At 57.4% G+C, this 18,891-nt stretch carries 16 protein-coding genes; 7 read left to right on the top strand and 9 right to left on the bottom strand.

Annotation, left to right across the window (positions count from 1 at the left end):
* Positions 1-5: 5 nt before the first annotated feature.
* The 3 genes from trxA to M2305_RS04820 all read left to right on the top strand — a co-directional run bounded on the left by trxA (position 6) and on the right by M2305_RS04820 (position 2,402).
* A complete protein-coding gene (gene trxA, locus M2305_RS04830) occupies positions 6-332 on the top strand; it encodes a thioredoxin TrxA (RefSeq protein WP_007283421.1) in 327 nt (108 codons plus the stop codon).
* An 86-nt stretch (positions 333-418) separates the two neighbouring features.
* The gene (rnd, locus tag M2305_RS04825) at positions 419-1,621 is read left to right on the top strand and encodes a ribonuclease D (RefSeq protein WP_202206233.1); all 1,203 of its coding nucleotides are present in this window, start codon (positions 419-421) and stop codon (positions 1,619-1,621) included.
* 133 nt (positions 1,622-1,754) lie between these two features.
* Positions 1,755-2,402, top strand: coding sequence for a GcrA family cell cycle regulator (locus tag M2305_RS04820; protein WP_264648716.1), 648 nt, complete (start codon positions 1,755-1,757; stop codon positions 2,400-2,402).
* A gap of 58 nt (positions 2,403-2,460) precedes the next feature.
* On the opposite strand, the gene M2305_RS04815 is transcribed toward M2305_RS04820, so the two are convergent.
* From M2305_RS04815 to M2305_RS04800, 4 genes are all read right to left on the bottom strand, one after another.
* A complete protein-coding gene (locus M2305_RS04815; protein ID WP_264648715.1) occupies positions 2,461-4,089 on the bottom strand; it encodes an efflux transporter outer membrane subunit in 1,629 nt (542 codons plus the stop codon).
* Positions 4,086-5,267, bottom strand: a complete 1,182-nt coding sequence (locus M2305_RS04810) for an efflux RND transporter periplasmic adaptor subunit (protein WP_086634233.1) — start codon at positions 5,265-5,267, stop codon at positions 4,086-4,088. Before M2305_RS04810 ends, M2305_RS04815 begins: the two co-directional genes overlap by 4 nt.
* On the bottom strand, positions 5,267-8,440 hold the full coding sequence (locus M2305_RS04805; RefSeq protein ID WP_064273557.1) for an efflux RND transporter permease subunit: 3,174 nt from the start codon (positions 8,438-8,440) through the stop codon (positions 5,267-5,269). The genes M2305_RS04810 and M2305_RS04805 overlap by 1 nt, the downstream gene beginning before the upstream one ends.
* Positions 8,441-8,742: 302 nt before the next feature.
* Positions 8,743-9,426: a bactofilin family protein gene (locus M2305_RS04800; RefSeq protein ID WP_249211332.1), complete on the bottom strand. Its 684-nt coding sequence runs from the start codon at positions 9,424-9,426 to the stop codon at positions 8,743-8,745.
* On the opposite strand from M2305_RS04800, the gene M2305_RS04795 reads away from it, so the two are divergent.
* Positions 9,320-9,586, top strand: a complete 267-nt coding sequence (locus tag M2305_RS04795; RefSeq protein ID WP_167386095.1) for a hypothetical protein — start codon at positions 9,320-9,322, stop codon at positions 9,584-9,586. The two genes, M2305_RS04800 and M2305_RS04795, sit on opposite strands and share 107 nt — an antisense overlap.
* Before the next feature lie 134 nt (positions 9,587-9,720).
* On the top strand, positions 9,721-10,701 hold the full coding sequence (locus M2305_RS04790; RefSeq protein ID WP_264648714.1) for an adenosine kinase: 981 nt from the start codon (positions 9,721-9,723) through the stop codon (positions 10,699-10,701).
* Positions 10,702-10,757: 56 nt separating this feature from the next.
* Here the strand turns inward: M2305_RS04790 and M2305_RS04785 are convergent, their stop codons facing one another.
* The 5 genes from M2305_RS04785 to M2305_RS04765 form a co-directional block, all read right to left on the bottom strand.
* Positions 10,758-11,570, bottom strand: coding sequence for a c-type cytochrome (locus M2305_RS04785; protein ID WP_202206239.1), 813 nt, complete (start codon positions 11,568-11,570; stop codon positions 10,758-10,760).
* A 101-nt stretch (positions 11,571-11,671) separates the two neighbouring features.
* Positions 11,672-12,496, bottom strand: coding sequence for a hopanoid biosynthesis-associated protein HpnK (gene hpnK / locus M2305_RS04780; protein WP_264648713.1), 825 nt, complete (start codon positions 12,494-12,496; stop codon positions 11,672-11,674).
* A gap of 97 nt (positions 12,497-12,593) precedes the next feature.
* A complete protein-coding gene (hpnJ, locus tag M2305_RS04775) occupies positions 12,594-14,018 on the bottom strand; it encodes a hopanoid biosynthesis associated radical SAM protein HpnJ (RefSeq protein WP_086634238.1) in 1,425 nt (474 codons plus the stop codon).
* Positions 14,015-15,229, bottom strand: a complete 1,215-nt coding sequence (gene hpnI, locus M2305_RS04770; RefSeq protein ID WP_264648712.1) for a bacteriohopanetetrol glucosamine biosynthesis glycosyltransferase HpnI — start codon at positions 15,227-15,229, stop codon at positions 14,015-14,017. Before hpnI ends, hpnJ begins: the two co-directional genes overlap by 4 nt.
* A gap of 58 nt (positions 15,230-15,287) precedes the next feature.
* Positions 15,288-15,944 (bottom strand): ABC transporter substrate-binding protein, encoded by a 657-nt coding sequence (locus tag M2305_RS04765; RefSeq protein WP_264648711.1) that lies wholly within the window; start codon positions 15,942-15,944, stop codon positions 15,288-15,290.
* Positions 15,945-16,246: 302 nt separating this feature from the next.
* Here M2305_RS04765 and hpnH point away from each other — a divergent pair, with 302 nt between their 5' ends.
* Positions 16,247-17,443, top strand: coding sequence for an adenosyl-hopene transferase HpnH (gene hpnH / locus M2305_RS04760; RefSeq protein ID WP_099210969.1), 1,197 nt, complete (start codon positions 16,247-16,249; stop codon positions 17,441-17,443).
* 155 nt (positions 17,444-17,598) lie between these two features.
* Positions 17,599-18,891 (top strand): hemolysin family protein, encoded by a 1,293-nt coding sequence (locus M2305_RS04755; protein ID WP_064273570.1) that lies wholly within the window; start codon positions 17,599-17,601, stop codon positions 18,889-18,891.

Raw genomic sequence — 18,891 nt, 5'->3', positions numbered from 1 at the left:
CGTCCATGAGCGCAAATACGGTTGCCGTTACGGATAGCAGCTTTGAAACAGACGTCCTGAAATCTGACGGCCCGGTTCTGGTCGATTTCTGGGCAGAATGGTGCGGTCCGTGCAAGATGATTGCCCCGGCGCTCGAGGAAATCGGCGCTGAGTATCAGGGCCGCCTAAAGGTCGCTAAGGTCAACATCGACTCCAACCCGGAAGCCCCGACGCAATACGGCGTTCGCAGCATCCCGACGCTGATCGTCTTCAAGGACGGCAAGCCGGTTGCACAGCAGATGGGTGCGATGCCAAAGAGCCAGCTCAAGGCCTGGATCGAGAAGTCCATCTGATCTGACGGCTGCTCGCGTTTCACTGTCCCTCATCTGAGGGCAGTGGGGGCGTGGTCAGAGGCGATTCCTTTGTGTAGGATCGGGCCATGCGTCCGAAAGCCTCTGATTTCCCGTCCCCCGTCATCGTAACCTCCAGTGAGGAGGTTGCACGGCTCTGCAACAAGCTGAAGCAGGAGCCGTTCGTTACCATCGATACGGAATTCGTTCGGGAAAAAACCTACTGGCCCGAGCTCTGCCTCGTGCAGCTTGCTGGTGCCGAAGACGTCGCCGTTATCGATACGCTGGCGCCGGGCATTGATCTGGCTCCTCTGGGTGAACTTCTGGATGAGCCCGGATGCATCAAGGTGTTCCATGCCGCACGGCAGGACCTTGAAATCTTCCTTCATATTTTCGACCGGCTCCCGCAGTCCCTGTTCGATACACAGGTCGCAGCGATGGTGGCCGGATTTGGCGATCAGGTCGGCTATGACAGCCTCGTGGGGGCGATCACTGGCAATGCGATCGACAAGGCCCATCGGTTCAGCGATTGGTCAGCCCGCCCCCTGACGAAGGCCCAGATCGCTTACGCAGCAGCAGATGTGACGCATCTTCGTACGGTCTATCTTGCACTGCGCAAGCAGCTTGAAGACGAAGGTCGCCTACGCTGGGCTGATGCTGAACAGGCTGTTCTCACGTCCGAAGAGACATTCCGCCCTGATCCGCGCCGTCTTTGGGAAAAGCTGAAAGCCCGCACGAATAATCGCAGAATGCTTGGTATCCTGCGCGAGATAGCAGCATGGCGTGAAAAAGAGGCGCAGAACGCCGATATTCCCCGGCAGCGGGTTATTCGGGATGAAAGTCTGCTCGAAATTGCTGCGATTAAGCCGGAAAACGTTGAGACGCTAGCGCGTGTCCGTGGTGTAACGCGCGGCTTTGCTGAAGGACGTATGGGGCAGGGACTTCTGGAAGTCGTTCGTGTCGGTGAAAATCTTCCAGAATCCGAACTGCCCAAGCCACCGTCCAAGTCTGATCGTGGACGGCCATCAGCAGCACTGGTTGCGCTTCTTCGGGTGCTTCAGACAGCCAAATGTGAAATGCACAAGGTTGCGCCGCGTCTGGTGGCGTCTTCCGAAGATCTGGACCGGATTGCGCTTGGTGAGACAGATGTCGGTGCTCTTAAGGGCTGGCGTCGTGAAGTTTTTGGGCTGGATGCGTTGGCGCTCGTACGTGGCGAGATTGCACTGGCTGTCGTAAAGGGATGTGTTGAGCTTCAGCGGGTTGCACCAGACGGTGAACCTGCGGACGCGTGACAAGCACCTTCGACGCGGGCATGACTTTCTGGTAAGGAACGTCACCCAAAAGATTCCGGTCCTGTAAAAAGGGTCGGCGGGTAACAGGATAGTGGGCCAAGACAGGCCCGGATGCGCGACAGAGGAACGATATATGGACTGGACGGACGAGACGATCGCCAGACTTCGCGAGTTGTGGAGTCAGGGACTTTCGACCGCCGAAATCGGCCGCCAGCTTTCCATCACGAAGAATGCTGTTGTTGGCAAGGCGCATCGCCTTGGCCTGCCGCCTCGCCCGTCACCCATCCGGAACCGCAAGGTCAAGGATGGCGAAACGCCGTCAACGGAAGTGCCACGGCGCAAACCCCCCGCCCGGAAGGCTGCGGCACCTGCCGAAGCAACTGCTGACCTTTTGGGGGACAAGGTAGACGCCAAGGTCACCCCAGCCAAGGTGGATGCGCCCAAGGCCGCTCCTGCAAAGGCTGCAGAAACTGTGGCGGCCCGTCCTGTGGTTGCTCCAGTTGCACGCGCGGCTGCGGTTCCACCCCTGAAGGCTGAAGCGCCCGCCAAGCCGCCTGCTCCGGAACCCCGTGTGGCTCCGCCGGTCCGTCCGGCTCCGCCGCCGCGTTTTACGGCCAGCATTGATCGTCCGACGCGTCGTGGGCCGTCCTGCTGTTGGCCGATCGGTGATCCGGGCACCCCGGGGTTCCATTTCTGTGGCGCAACCCCTCTGCCGGGTAAGCCCTACTGTGCGGAACATGCGGCCATCGCCTACGTCAAAATCCGCGACCGTCGCGATTAAAAAAAAAGCCGTCCAAATGGACGGCTTTTTTATTGGCTATTTCTGGCCATCCGTCTGTTCAGGGATGGTTCGCCAGATCTCCCATTGGTAGGGAGGGAAGTTGCCTGTCATGGCCGAGGCCAGGCGTCGAAGGTGCGGTGCCCGTAAGGTTCTCGAACTGCTCCGGATGCTGTGATGCCGTAACATCCCCAACAGCTTTCGGGTGGTGCAGGTTGTCATACTGGAGCGGCGCGATAGACAGCGTCTGGTCCATGGTTGGCAGGGCCTTGACGGACCACCCGCCACCCAGGCTGCGGATCAGGTCCACATCTGCCGTATAAAGGCGCGTGGCGACCTCTACCTGATGGATGCGGCTTTCCAGTGTGTTTTCCTGACTGAAAATCGCTTCCAGGTATGTGCCAACGCCACCTTGATAAAGGGTCATGGTCATATTCTGGGTGTCGAGATTGGCTCTGACGGCCTGCTCCAGAGCGGTATTTTCTTTGGAGAGGCGCTCAGTCCGGGACAAGCCATCTTCGACTTCGCGGAAGGCATCAAGAACCTTCATGCGGTATTCGTCGCGCGTTTCCCGGTATGCAGACCACGTTCTCTGGAGTTCCGCCCGACGCAGGCCACCGTCAAAGAGTGGCATGTCGAGGCTGGCGCCATACGTCCAGAGTGAATTGGCCAGATTGGCAAGATCGAAGCCATTGGACGCAAAACCGCCGCCCAGCTTCAAAGCGATATGCGGGTAGAATGCCGCACGGGCAATGCCGATTTCCCGGTTGGCTTGAGCCATTTCGCGTTCGGCCGACGCAATGTCTGGCCGACGTTGCAGCAGTTCGGAAGGCACGGTGGTTGGGATGCTCGGCTGGATGAAGCTGAACGTCTGAACCTGCGGAATATGGAACGCCGATGGAGACGAGTTGGTCAGAACGGCAATGGCATGCTCCGTAACCTGACGGGCAGCCTGAATATCCAGCTGAGCAGCCTGCGTGGTGTAGAGCTGTGCCTGAGCACGGGCCAGATCCAGACGTGGGGCTGCCTGATTCTGAACCTGATTTTCCGTGATGGTGACAGCCCGCTTATAGAAGGCGATGGACTGTGAGTAGATCGCATCCTGCGCATCATAGCCGCGCAATTCAATATAATCGCGCGCCAGTTCGGCCTGGGTGCTCAGGCGCGCCATGGCGAAGTCTGCCGCGCGTTGCTGGGCAAACTGCTTCTGGGACCGAACGCGGTTCCGGATGGACGACCAGAAGTCCGGCTCCCAGGACACGAGGCCGCCGTAATCCTCTTCCGTTTGCGTGAGCGTGGCACCATTGCGGAACAGACGGTCAGCAGACTGTTTGTTGTCTGACGCACCGGCTTCCAGGCTGGCATGGGGGAGCAGTTCGGACCGCGCCGCTGCTACGAGGGACCGTGCCTGAATGAAGCGTTCTGCCGCTGCCTGAATGTCCCCGTTGTCTGCGGTTGCGCGTTCTTCAAGCCCGTTCAGGAGTGGATCATGCAGCATGATCCACCAGTTTTCCGGAAGGAGCGTATCAGCAGGCGTGGCGACAGCGAACGGCGCCTGACCCTGCCAGCTCGCCGGGACGACGAAGCTGGGGGCCTTGTAGGTCGGGGCGAGATCGCAGGCTGACAGCCCCAGAAGGGAGAGGGCTGAACCGCATGCGAGTGAAAAACGGCGAAGGATGGGGCTGATCATTGGTCTTTCCCATAGCCTGACTGGTTATAGCCGCGCTGACCTTCCACGACATTGACCTTGTCGCCTTCCAGCACATCGGCTGGCGGGTTGGAGATGATGCGGTCTGTCGGGGAAATGCCATTCTGGATTTCGGTCGAAGTGTCGGCCATGCGACCGACGGTGACGTTCCGATAATGGACGCGGCTGTTTTCATCGACGACGGCGACCTGCATGCCCTTTTCTTCGAAGACGAGAGCACTGGTCGGGATTTCGTAGAGATGTGCGTCTTCATTGTGGGATTTCAGAGCGGCTGACGCAAAGGTCCCGGGCCAGAGCACTTCATCCTTGTTCTCCAGGGTGAACTCGGCCACGGCTGTACGGGTGGTCGGGTCGAAGCCGCGTGATGTCGTCAGGTAATGCGCTTCAAACGTGCGGCCACGATACTGGGGCACACTGATGGTTGCGGTCAGATCCGGCTGCAGAACATAGGAGAATGTTTCCGGCACGGACACGAACAGACGCAGCTTCTGTACATCCGCAACCGTGAAGAGTTCGGATGCGCCACCCGTTGAGTTCAGGCCACCGCCGCCATTGTTGACATAATCACCGACGTTGATGTTACGGGCCGTCACGACGCCATCAAACGGTGCAACGATGGTCTTGAACTTCTCGAGAGCTTCGAAGTGATCAACGTTACGTTGTGCTGCATCCACTTCTGCATGGGCAGACTGTTCGTTTGCGTTGGACACCGAGACGGACTGCCCTGAAACGGACTGAGACCGCCCCATGGCGCGCCAGCGCTCGGCCGTCACGGTGGCGAGGTGGTACTTCGCCATCACAGAGTCCAGATCTGCCTTGGCCTGCGCATACTGTGCATCAAGGGCAGGGGCATTGATCTCGGCCAGAGCGTCGCCAGCCTTCACGTGTGCACCGTAGTCCTTGTACCACATCTTCACGTAGCCAGAGACCTGCGGGTAGATCGGCGCCTGATACCAGGCATCAATCGTGCCGGGGAGCGTCAGGGCGACCTTCTCAGGTGACTGTTTGGGCGTGACGACCGCAACGTTCTGGATCGCGCCAGCTTCAGTGTCAGCCTTCAGTTCCGTTGCCGCATGGGTTTTTTCGACAACGATGAAGCCCACGTAAAGCGCGAGAACGCAGCTTCCCGCAATGGCGAAGATTTTCGGAGAGCTGGCCATTAGACAGTTTCCTTCTGACGCGAAGAACGATTGTGGAGGATGGCGTAAACGCAGGGGACAAAGAGCAGCGTAGAAATCGTTGCGACCAGCAGACCGCCGATGACAGCCTTGCCCAGTGGCGCGTTCGTAGAGTTCGAAATGGCCATCGGGATCATGCCAACGATCATGGCGAGTGCGGTCATGAGCACGGGGCGGATACGGCCGAAGCCGGCCTCCAGTGCTGCCTTGAGGGCGTCACCATGGATTTCGAGGCGTTCACGGGCGAACGAGACCACGAGGATGGAGTTGGCCGTGGCCGTTCCCATGCACATGATGGCGCCCGTGAGAGCCGGAACGGACAGACGCGTATTTGTCAGGAACAGAGCCCATGCAATACCGCCCAGAGCACCCGGCAGAGCCGTGATGATGATGAACGGGTCCAGCCAGGACTGGAAGTTCACAACGATCAGCAGATAGATCAGCACCACGGAAACGCAGAGCCCGAAGACAAGCTGTGAATATGCACCATGCATGGTGGTGGCTTGTCCGTGGACGTCAATTTCAGCCGAGCGCGGGACGTTATGTGCGTCGGCCGCCAGTACCTTTTTCACGCCGTCCAGAACGGAACCCATGTCCGTGCCCTCGACGTTTACGTAAATGTCCATCTCGGACATCGAGTTGTAGTGAGACACTTCGCCCGGTGTTCCGGCTGCGATCACGTTGGCAACGGCACCCAGAAGCTGCGGGTCGATGTTCTCCGTGTTGCCTTCACCTTTGTCCACCGGAATGGTCAGCAGATCGCTCAGATGCGTCATCTGATCCTGTGAGGTGTAAAGGTTCAGCGGGAAGGTGACGTTGTCTTCCGGGTCAAGCCAGAACTGCGGGTCCACAACGGCTGAGCCCGAGAGCGTGTACAGTTCGTTCTGGGCAATATCGGCTTCCGTCACGCCTGTTGCCTGACCAAAGGTCCGATCACCGTTAACCATCAGCGTCGGCGTGGACATGGTCTGCTGGATCGTGACGTCTGCAGCACCTGGAACCTGACGGATCTTGCCAATGATGTGACGGGCATAATCGTAGTTCAGCAGGGCATCCGGACCGGAGATCTGAACGTCAATCGGAGCAGAAGATCCAAAGTTCAGGATTTTCTGGGTCAGATCAGCAGGCTGGAATGTGAAGACCGTGCCGGGGAAACGCTGTGACAGATCCTTGCGGAGCAGCTTGCGATAGTCCCAGACAGGGGAGGCATCATTTTTCAGGGCAATCGTCAGGTCGCAGTCCTGCGTTCCGACGCTTGGTGTGGGCATGAATGCCTGATTGTGAGGGCCTTCTGGCAGGCCGCAATCAGAAATGATGCTTTCAACCTTGCCTGCCAGATCCTGATGAATGCGATCATCCACGAGGGCAGCGATACGGCCAGCAACCTCGATACGCGTTCCCAAAGGTGCACGCATATGCATCTGGAGAGTGCCGGATTTCACTTCAGGGAAGAAGTCTCGCCCTGCAAAGGCATAGAGTCCGGTTGAGGCAATGGAGATCAGCATGAAGATGCCGACGAAAGCGCCACGGCGGCTGATGCAGCGCTCCAGCAGGCTGCCATAGCCATCACGGAACCGATTGAAGCGGGTTTCGAATCCAGCCTGAAACCGGCCAAAGAAGCCTTTGGGTTCAGGGTGGCCATGATCGGTTTCACCATGTGCGCCATGATGAACCTGTCCTGCGAGAAGATACTTGGCCATGGTGGGCACGAGCGTACGGGACAGGATAAAGGACGCGATCATCGCGAAGATGATGGCTTCTGCCATCGGCATGAAGAGGTAGCCTGACACGCCATCCAGCTCGAAGAGTGGCAGCCAGACAATGCAGATGCAGGTTGTGGAAACGAAAGTCGGGATGACGATCTGGTTTGCCGCATCAATGATGGCGAGTTCCAGATCCTTGCCCATTTCAAGATGGGTATCGATGTTCTCGATCATGACGGTGGCGTCATCGACGAGAATACCAACGGCCAGCGCCAGGCCGCCCAGAGTCATCACGTTGATGGACTGACCCGCCCAGCCCAGCCCGATGAGCGCACACAGAATGGCCAGCGGAATGGATGTGGCGATGATAACAGTAGAGCGCCAGGAGCCAAGGAACAGCAGGACCACGATACCGGTCAGGAACGCGGCCGTGATCATTTCCTGAACGACGTCTTTGATCTGGTCTTTCACCATCACGGAGGCGTCTTCAAGGATTGAGACATGCACATCAGGTGGCAGAATTCGACGCAGACGCGGAAGAAGCGCCTTGGTCGCAGCCACAACATCCAGAGTGGAGGCGGTACCACCCTTCTGGGTAATGACTTCTACAGCCTGACGGCCCTTCACCAGCACCAGGTTTGTCTGAGGATGCCCACCGCGATAGACGTCCGCGACGTCCCTCACATAGATGACCGCATTGCCAACCCGTTTGACGGGGATATTGGCGATGTCTTCCATGCTCTGCGGAGCTGCGTTGGTCTGCACCATCCAGTCGGTCGCATCGATCTTCTGGTCACCGGCCGGCAGAACAATGTTCTGCTTGCGCAGGGCAGCCTGTACGTCCGCAGCAGCAAGGTGATGGGCACGAAGCTCTGCCTGGTTCATGGAAACCATGACAAAGCTGTCCATACCGCCATTCGGGTGAGCCACGACGGCACCCGGAACGGTTGCGAGCAGTGGACGAACCGTAATTACGCCGAGTTTGAACAGATCGGACGGTGTTTGTTTGTCAGATGTGATCTGTAGGGCAATGACCGGAACCTGAGATGGGTTCAGGGCCATGATCATTGGTGCAGGCACCATGGGCGGAAGGCCCAGGAGCACTGTCTGCGAAATTGCCGTCACTTCTGCTTCGGCTTCCCCGATGGGCGTGCCGGGCTGGAAGTAAATATCTACAATCGACCGACCATAATAGGAGTTGGACTCCATATGTTCGATGTTCTGAACTGTTGTCGTAACAGCCAGTTCGAAGTTGTAGGTAATACGGCCAGCAAATTCCTGTGGCAGAAGACCTGGATAGGTCCAGACCGCTGCGACGACCGGAATCTTGATATTGGGGAATACGTCCGTTGGCGTCCTGAGGATCGAGAGGATGCCAAGCATCACAATCAGAATCGACAGGACGACGAACGTTAAGGGTCGTCTTAGCGCGGTGACAACAATGGCATTCATTGGTTGGCGCGTCCTGATGCGGTTTAGGTAGATGCGCCGATATACACATTATGTTGTAAAGTTAGATTTAAACTCCCATTTAATACAGAGATTTAATTAAATGCAGATTTAATCTGTTGTTTGATGCCGTAAATTCTATACGGCGTGTAATGAATATATATTTATTAAAAGCAAATTTATTATAGAAAAAACAGATTTGTATCGGAAGTTTTCTGTTCTGGTCATTGTGTATACGAAAAAGCCCGCCCCCCAGTCATGGGAAGCGGGCTTTTCGATACCTTCAGAGAAAGATGGAGGCTGGATCAGCCTTCAGCTTTTTCCTCAGCAGCTTCCGGAGCAGCCTTCGCAGGTTCCACGATCGGGGAACGTGGGGCGACGCCATCCGTGATCATTTCGAGCTGACCGGTGATCTGGCCACCATCTTCAACCTGCAGACGACGGCACTTTGCCTTGCCGATCAGACGACCGCTGCCGCGGATGGTGAGGCTGCCGTTGACGGTCAGGGTGCCGTCAATCGTGCCGGCAACTTCTGCATCTTCAACTTCGATCGCACCACGGAAAACACCGCCCTGTGCAACAACGACTTCCGCCGCCTGAATCATGCTGGACTCGACAGTCCCTTCAACGACCAGACGCTCGGCATCCTGAACCGAACCCTGAACGCTGATACCACGGCCGACGACCAGCGTACGACGCTCCGGACCCGTCTGGCGCGGTGCTCCCGGTACGCCTGCTGCACCCGGACGGGGCGCAGTTGCCGGCGTTGCGCCCGGCAGGTTGTTCGGGGATGGCGGCGCCGGGAAAGGGGTACGACCCATAGATGCGGGGTCCTTCTGCTGGTTGGGCTGAGGGCTGGCTGTTCCGGATCCGGACGCAGGAGTGGTCTGGCTGGAAGCATCCGGCCGGTTGGGAAAGATGGGCTGCCCGGCGAGCTTGCTTGTCTCGGCAGGCTTTGCGTCTTCTTCCGGTTTGCGTCTTCTGAACAAGGAAACCCCGCTACGGATCTGGAAAGAACAAGGACTATGTCTCGGCCGCTCGACACCGGACCTGCTGGTGCAGGGTTCGTCAGGAACGGCCTCTGACAAGGCTTACACGGTCACGCCCCGAACGGACAACCCGCGCTTGCGTGCAAATGTCATAATCTGACATGCGCAGAACAGGAGAGTGCATTCGTCCCGGGTGTTGGCGTGTTCCCAGAGGGCACCTATGATCGTGTTGATTTAATGGCGCAGATGGCGTCTTGAACGATTTTTTGCCTTTTTGTGAACTCTGGAGCCTTAATGTCAGCCCCCAAGCACGATCTCCTCTGCATCGGCAACGCGATTGTCGATGTTCTTGCCTCTGTTGACCCGGCTGTTATTGCCGATCTTGGTGCAACTCCAGGCAGCATGACACTCATCAATGCGGCAACTGCGCAGGACATTGAAAACCGTATTGCTGTTGAACGTGTTGCTGGTGGCGGTTCTGGTGCCAATACGGCGGTGGTTGCGGCTCGTATGGGCGCAAAAGTTTCTTATCTTGGCAAGGTTGCTGAAGATCAGGCCGGGACGCATTTTACGCAGGATATCCGCGATCAGGGCCTGACTTTCCCGTCCCAGCCACTCGCTGCGTCTGAAAAAATTCCGACCGCGCGCTGCATCGTGCTCGTGACGCCCGATGGACAACGCACCATGTTCACCTATCTCGGAGCCTGTACGGAATTTACACCGGCAGACGTTCATGAAGAGACAGTCACGGATGCTGCCATCACGTACATGGAAGGCTATCTTTACGATAAGCCCCATGCTCAGGCGGCTTTCGAACATGCCGCTACGCTGGCCCGTAAGGCTGGCCGTCAGGTTGCTCTGACGCTGTCAGATACGTTCTGCGTTGGCCGTCATCACGCGGCATTCCGTGGGCTCGTTGCCGGTCACGTCGATATTCTCTTTGCCAACGAAGCCGAGCTTCTGGCGCTGTATGAAACGACTGATTTCGAAGACGCTCTGCGTCAGGTTGCTGCAGAAACCCAGCTGGCTATCGTCACGCGGAGCGAAAAGGGCGCTGTCGTCATCAGCAAGGGCGAGCGTCACGACGTTCCGACTACGCCAGTCAAGGTTGTGGATACGACCGGCGCTGGTGATGCATTTGCGGCCGGATTCCTTGCTGGCCTGAGCAAGCAGCATGATCTTGTGACGTGCGCGAAGCTCGGCAATCAGGCTGCTGGTGCCATCATCACGCGCTTTGGTGCGCGGCCGCAGGAAGATTTTGCTCTGCGCGCCTGATACATCACGGGATGACCTGGGAAGCTATTTCCCGGTTCATCCCATAGCCCTGCGCTTCAAAGATGCTTCTGGGCCAATCCTGACTGGCCGACTTCCTGAAGATAGGTCCAGAGTGCATCCAGATCGCTTTCCGAGATGGCGCTTTCCGGAAAAGACTCCATGTGTTCGCTTGGCCACTTCCTGACCTGCTTCGGGTTGCGGATGATGGCCCTGAAGCCTTTGGGGGTTATGTACTCTGTTACCGGGATGGGCCGCCCGAGATCCGGTCCCATGCTTCCCTCGCCAACGCCCATGAGCTGATGGCAGGGCAAACAGTTTTCCGCAAAAATGACCTGTCCTTTTGCGGCGGGTTCACTTGTGCCAGACGGCAGCTCATTACTTGAGGATGGGGTTATGGCAGCGAGCTGGTCGACCCATTGTTCCTGCTTGATGATGCCAACTTCCTCACCGGTCCACACAAGGGCAAACGGTCCAAGGTCATGGCCGTGAGGACGGCGTTTAGGCCATTCCTTGTCTTCAATAGCGATCCACGCAGTGACGTGATGTTTGCGAGCCTGCTCAAAGACACTCCTGGGAATTTCCGCCGTAAAAAGATCTGTGGCCTGAAAAGCCAGCGCATCATCCTGATGGATCAGCGCTGAAAGCGGGATCGCGGGAACGTCTGGTCCAAGAGGCTGCTTGATATGGGACAGATCGAGCCTCTGGGTTTCCGGGCGGTGCAGAAGCTCTTCAACGCTGAATTTATGGACGGTATCGCCGTCTTTGACGCTCAGAACTGTGGATGGATTAGCCCAGGCTGGTGAGGCTACAAGCCCGACGAGAAAAAACAGTCGTTTGAAAACATGCCGTCCGTTCATTCTTGCCTTCACCCCTCTAAATCCTTGTTAATTCAAAAGTCTACAGTTCCCTGATATCATAATGATCTCGGAACGGAGTGAGTAAACAGCAAAAAAACGAGCGGTCCGACGCCTTAAAGATCCGACCAGCCAATCTGCTTCACGTTTTCACGTGTGAAAGCATCTCGCACACCGGGATCGAGAAGCGCCGCGAGTTCGCCTTCCTGATCGTAGGTGGGCATGAAGCGATGCATCATGGCGTTTTGAGCCGTGGCGGGGTGGAAATAAATTTCACTGACGCCTTGGGGAAGCTTCGGAATGAGGGCTTGAATGCGGTCAGGGGTCATGTGGCCAGACCAGCGCAGCCCGAAGCACCAGTCATTGGTCTTCAAGCCTGCTTTGTGGATCTGATGGCGAAGGACTCCAATCCAGCGACGCAAGGCGCGATCACCGATGCTATCTTTTGCGTCCACAGGCTCAGGTGGCTCAAATGGAGAGCGCACAGCTGTCAGGCCATGCTCCAGCCCCATTTCAATCAGGAAGCGCCCGACAGTGGGGTGGAGATGCATATGCTTGTGGGCATTCGCGTGATCCAGCGGAAGGCCTGTACGGGCAAAGACGCGGTACTGCGCTTCAATTTCCCGGCGGATGGCGCTTCGGGCATGGGGGCTGAAGAAATATTCGACGCCAAGCCGAAGCTGGTTGCGGCCAAACCAGCCCTGTTCATCCGTGATGGCGGGAAGATCCAATACGGACTTTCCCTCAATAGCGACGACGTGCAATCCGACTTTTAGGTCAGGCATGGCTTTCGCCCGACGGACAGCGTCCGCTGCGGCATCTCCGGCGACCATCAGGCTCGCTGTTGAAAGGACGCCCTTGCGATGGGCTGCCTCGATGGCTTCGTTGACTTCCAGGCTCATGCCGAAATCATCGGCGGAAACAATGGCGCGACGGGTCATGATGAAGCTCCGGAACAGGGGGCGAGGGTCATGAAAAAAGGGGCATGGCCGTCAAGCCATGCCCCTTTTCGAGAAAACGAGGCCGTCAGGGACGGTCTCAGGCCGCGTGACGGTCCTTGAGGAATTGGAAGAATTCCACACCTTCGCGCAGACGACGCTTCATCATTTGCGGGCTGCGGATCATCTCGTTCAGGATGGAAGCGATCTTGGAGCCGCGGAAATAGAACTTCCGATAGAATTCCTCGACGCTCTCGAAAATTTCCGTATGCGACAGGTGCGGGTAATGCAGGGGAGCAATCTGCACACCGTTCTCGTCAATCAGCTCGGCCGCATCGACGTTCAGCCAGCCATTCTCGGTTGCCTGCTTGTGGAGTGCCGTGCCCGGATAAGGAGCGGCCAAGGAAACCTGCAGCGTGTGCGGGTTGATTTCCTTGGCGAAAGCGATGGTCTCCTGAATGGTTTCCTTCGTCTCGCCCGGCAGACCAACAATGAATGTGCCGTGGATCTTGATGCCCAGCTTATGGCAGTTCTTCGTGAATTCCTTGGCGACTTCGACGCGCATGCCCTTCTTGATGTTGTGAAGGATCTGCTGGTTGCCGCTTTCGTAACCCACGAGGAGAAGGCGCAGGCCGTTCTCCTTCATGATCTTCAGCGTGTCGTAAGGGACGTTCGCCTTGGCATTGCAGGACCACGTAACGCCCAGCTTGCCCATTTCACGGGCAATCGCTTCGGCGCGCGGCAGATCGTCCGTGAAGGTGTCATCATCGAACATGAATTCCTGCACGTCCGGGAAGTACTGCTTGGCGAGACGGATCTCGGCAGCAACATGCTCCGGGCTACGCGTGCGGTAGCGATGGCCGCCCACCGTCTGCGGCCACAGGCAGAACGTGCAGCGGGATTTGCAGCCACGGCCCGTGTAGATGGAAATGTACGGGTGCTTCAGATAGCCGATGAAGTAGTCGTTGATGTTGAGATCACGCTTGTAGACTTCCGTTACGAACGGAAGGCTGTCCATGTCCTCGATCATCGCGCGTTCTTTGTTCGCGATGATCTCGCCGTCAGCGTTACGCCAGGTGATGCCGTCCACTTCTGCCAGTGGCTTGCCCTCGGCGATTTCCTTGATCGTGAAATCGAACTCGTTGCGCGCCACGAAGTCGATCGGGCCACCCTGTCTCATGCTCTCGTCAGGCTGCACGGCAACCTTGGCGCCGACCATGCCGATCATGATCTTCGGGTTGGCGTCTTTGATCATCTGCGCCACGCGGACGTCCGATGCGAAGGACGGCGTGGAGGTGTGCATGACGACGAGGTCGCGATTCTTCACGTCCTCAAGGATCGGATCCATGCCCATCTTCGCCGGGGGGGCGTCGATCAGGCGGGAGCCGGGCACCAGAGCTGCCGGCTGAGCCAGCCATGTTGGAAACCAGAAAGACTTGATTTCACGCTTGGCCTGATAACGGGAACCAGCACCACCATCGAAGCCGTCGAAGGAAGGAGGCTGGAGAAAAAGGGTTCTCATCATGATCGGACACTCCTGTGGGTGGTGGCGCCAGACTGGAACGCTGTGGCGCGCGCCGAAGATTTACGTTTTCTTCGGGCGATATGGACCGTTCTGCCGCGCCATGCAACGCGTGACCCTCTTGCACTGCCCACCATGATGGCTGCGGAGAGCCAGTCACGGATGACCAGAAGAGGGATCGCAGCGGGCAAAGGACACTCCGTTGCACGGTCTATAATGCGGCTTCCAAGGCCACGAATGGCCCAGGTCAGCCCCAGCAGAAGCCAGGTCCACCATGTATTGGGACGAAAAAGAACGGCTGTGACGGCCCAGAACAGCGGAAGCTGAATGGAAGACAGGCCATAGCCGACGGGTTCCACATTCTTGACGGTTCTGCCCCAGCGTAACTCGTGAGAGAGCAGCTCGCTGAGGGTGTGTTCGCCAACAGTGGTATGGGTGAGGGACGGCGCAATGGCGATGCCCTGACCACGCTGACGGATAAGCTGACCAAGTTCAGCATCGTCCGCCACGTGATCGACAAGAGCTTCCAGGCCGCCAATGTCAGTCAGTGTCTGTCGCGTGAGAGCCATGGTGGCGCCCAGACAGTCCTGACGACCCAGCAGGCGTGACATCATCACGCCTGGCAGGAAATTGTGGTTGATCTGACAGGCACCAAGTTGCTGGACCAGCGTTCCACCAGCTGTGCGCCCGGCATAAAGAGTCGTCACAAGTCCGACACCTGGAGCTTCGAGGCTGGAAACGACGTGCTTCAGGTAAGTCGGAGCGCAGTGAATGTCAGAGTCTGAAATGACCAGAACATCGTGGCGCCCCTCATCGAACATGTTGATGAGGTTGCTGACTTTCCGGTTCGGACCGTGTTCGTCAGCATTGATCACAATGCTGACTGGGATCTGAGGGTATTTCTGACGAAGATCCTGCACGACAGACAGGGCCGTATCGGCTTCGTCGTGAACGCCAAAGACAATCTGGAAGTCCGGATAGTCCTGCGCGAAGACACTCTCAAGCGCTTCGCGGAGCAAAGGCTCATTGCCGTGAAGAGGCTTGAGTACTGTAACAGCTGGCCAACGCCTGCCCGACATGCGGACGGCCTCGTCCTCTCGACGTTCCCGCGTGCGGAAACGTGCAAGAAGGGTAGCCCCCGTAAGGACCTGAATATTTCCAGCTACAGATACGAGTGTACAGAAGCCAGCTGCAATGGAGAGAGGTGAAGGCACGGCGGTCTTTTATCTCCCCTTCACATCAGGAAGGAAGAGCTTCGTAGCCGCGCGAGACTCAATCATGCAGGAATTTGGTCGTTTTCCGGTCCAGCAGATCTGCAAGACCGCTTGCACCGCCCTGAGACAGAGCGCCGCCGAAATCGGCACGTTGTGCGGCAACCTGGCTGATATGGGCATCCAGAAGAATGTCTGTGATGCGCCAGCCTGATGCACCACTCGTCATGATGTAATCGATTGGCGTGCCACCATCAGAACCGCCGCCAATGGTCGTATCCACAATCTGGCCACCCGTTGGGTTAGGGCGGGTCTGCGGCAGGATAGTGAAGACGGCGTTGCTTCCCGGTTTGAAAGAAGATGCATATCGCGCGATTGTGAACTGACGGAACGATCCAAGCAGGCGGGTGCGATCAGCTGCGCTCAGATTATTATAGCGCACCCCCACAGAGCGACGCAGAATGGCCTCAAGATCAAACGCATGGTCAACGGCCGGCGCAATCATTGTGGCGCGTTGCTGTGCGGTCTTCCCCGTCGTCTGCGCAGTTTTCAGAGCATCATACAAACCCTGAATTGGCGCGGCTGGCGCGGATGCAGAGCTTTCGCTGGCTGCTGGGGCGGTCTGGGCTTGCGCTGCTGCCACCGGGACGCCTGCGAAGAGGCTGGTCACAAGAAGGGACAGAGTCGCGTTCTGGGCAAATCGGGAATTCATGGTCATGCTTTCGTCCTCTGAGACGTTTTATGCAAGAGGTCATGCTCTTGCTGCACGGTATCAACCGCCGGATGCGGAAATCGTTCTGTGGTCGAATGGCCACATCACTACATAGAATTGCAACCAACGACATTGAGGCCCACATGGCAATGAGGCTATAGCCAGTCAATCAAGAGTCCGATGCGCCTTCTCGGTGCCGGTTAACACAAACCGACATTGCCTAGGTCATACGGGCCTCATTCAGATGTTTAGGGCCCCGGCGCGCTGTCATGGCGCACACTGTCGGTGGCTAGAACCAGAGGATTATAATGGCCGTTCCTTTGATGCAGGCTGTCCGAGTCGGACGGTACGTTGTCAAGCAGCACCTCACGGGCCGCAAGCGATATCCGCTGGTCCTGATGCTCGAACCGCTGTTCCGCTGCAATCTGGCGTGTGCCGGTTGTGGTAAGATCGACTACCCGGCACAGATCCTGAACCAGCGCATGAGCTTGCAGGAATGTCTGGATGCCGACACGGAAGCAGACGCCCCTGTCATTGCCGTTGCAGGTGGTGAACCCCTTCTGCACAAGGAAATGCCTCAGATCATCAAGGGTCTGATTGCGCGCAAGAAGTACGTTTACCTTTGCACAAACGGTCTTCTCCTTGAGAAGAAGCTCGATGATTACGAGCCATCCCACTTCTTCTCCTGGGACGTGCATCTGGACGGCGACAAGCTGATGCATGACTCGTCGGTCTGTCAGGACGGCGTGTTCGAGAAGGCGACGGCAGCAATCCGGGCCGCCAAGGCTCGTGGCTTCCGCGTTTCCATCAACTGCACAGTCTTTGATGGTGCGGTGCCTGAGCGTCTGGCTGCGTTCTTCGATGAAGTCATGGCTCTGGGCGTTGATGGCATCATGACGGCTCCGGGCTATGCTTACGAGCGCGCTCCGGATCAGGCTCACTTCCTGAACCGCCAGAAGACCAAGCAGCTTTTCCGCGATGTCTTCCGTCTGGGTAAAGGCAAGAAGTGGCGCTTCACACAGTCGCCGCTGTTCCTGAACTTCCTGGCTGGCAACGAGAACTACCACTGCACGCCATGGGGCAAGCCGCTCCGTACCGTGTTTGGCTGGCAGCGTCCCTGCTATCTGCTGGGTGAAGGCTATGCCAAAACCTTCAAAGAGCTGATGGACGACACTGAGTGGGAGAAGTATGGCACAGGCGCATATGAGAAATGCGCTGACTGCATGGTTCACTCAGGCTACGAATCCACAGCTGTGATGGATGCCGTTCGTCGTCCCTGGCACATCGCCAAGGTCGCACTGTTCGGACCGGAAACTGAAAAGCCGATGGTTCCGGAAATCTCGCTCGCCAACCAGCGCCCTGCCGAATACGGCTATGAAGCGCAGGTTGAGCAGCAGATGGAAAAGATCACGACAGGTGGCAAGCCGGCGCGTGGCCCGCGTGTGCGTGTAAATGGCCGTCCGGCAGCCAATACTGTGACTGCGGCAGCTGACGCCGCTGACTGACACAGTCTTTTTTTGGACTGGATGATGCAGAAAGACCGGCCTTCAAGGCCGGTTTTTTTGTATTCTGTCATACAGAACTACGAGTGTGGCATGAATGTCATGGTGTCGAACGGCAGTCCTGACTATCATCAGGGTCTCATTACTCCGGCCGGACCATGTTGACCCCGATCTTTGTTATTTGCCTGCTTATTCTTCTGAACGCTGTTTTTGCCATGGGAGAGCTGGCACTTATTTCAGCCAAGCGCCCCCGGCTGGAAGTCCTTGCAAAGCAGGGTTTCCGGGGCGCGCCCGCAGCACTCCGCCTTGCGGAAGACCCGCATGCGTTTCTTCCTACCGTTCAGATCGGCATGACGCTGGTTTCGATTCTGGAAGGTACGTTTGGTGGAAGCCAGATTGAAGCCAACATCCGGGACTGGATAGCAACCGTTCCCGCTCTGCACCCCTTTGCGGGTGAGCTCTCGATTGTTCTGGTCGTTGCGATCATAACTTTTGCGATGCTGGTATTTGGTGAACTGGTTCCCAAACAGATTGCCTTGCAGCAGCCTGAGATCATCGCGTCTCGGCTATCCTGGCTTCTGGTGGTCGTTGCCCGCGTCGCTCAGCCTGTCGTGTGGCTTCTGAGCGGCACGTCATCGCTTGTGCTGCGCCTGCTTCGTGTCGGACCTCTGACCCGTGCCGCTGTGACGGAGGAAGAACTCCGAGCGGTTCTGGCTGAAGGCGCACGCGCGGGCGTTCTGGAAACGGACGAACAGGCCATGATCGAACGCCTGCTCCGGCTGGCTGACCGTCCCGTCCGTGCCATCATGACACCTCGTAATGAGCTGTTCTGGGTGGATCGGCACGCTGATCAGGAAACGCTCGTGCGCAAGCTTAGGCAGTCATCCTATGCGCGTATCGTGGTGTGTGAGGGAGACGTCGATCATCCGGTTGGTGTCATTCTGGCCAAAGACATCATGGATCGTTTGTTGTTGGGAATGCCGGTGTCTATTGAGGCAGCATTGCGCGAACCACCTGTCATTCCTGACAGTTTGAGCGCGCAGGACATGATTGAACGCCTGCGCGGGGTAAATATCGGCATAACTTTCGTTCTGGACGAATACGGCTCTTTCGAAGGTATCGTGACGCCGTCTGACGTTTTCGAGGCCATCGTCGGCGAAGAGAAAACCGAAGCCAATTCCTTCGAGCTTCAGGCCGCTGAGGGGGGAGATGAATACCTGTTTGAGGGTTTCATGCCTGCTGACGAACTGCGCTCGCGTCTTGATTTACCCGAGCTCCCAGGGGGTGGCAGCTATCATACCTTGGGTGGAGTGATACTGGCCCTGTTGCGCCGTGTTCCGGCCAGAGGCGATAAGGTTGCTTTCGAAGGATGGCTTTTCGAAGTGCTCGAAATGGATCGTCGTCGTGTTGCCAAGGTCAAGGTTAGTCGGCAGGTCCTGGCGGAAGACTGA

Source organism: Gluconobacter cerinus (assembly GCF_025961355.1).
GTDB classification, from domain to species: Bacteria; Pseudomonadota; Alphaproteobacteria; order Acetobacterales; family Acetobacteraceae; genus Gluconobacter; species Gluconobacter cerinus.
The sequence above is the reverse complement of the archived record's forward strand: the minus strand, read 5'-3'. Positions and strand labels throughout refer to the sequence as shown.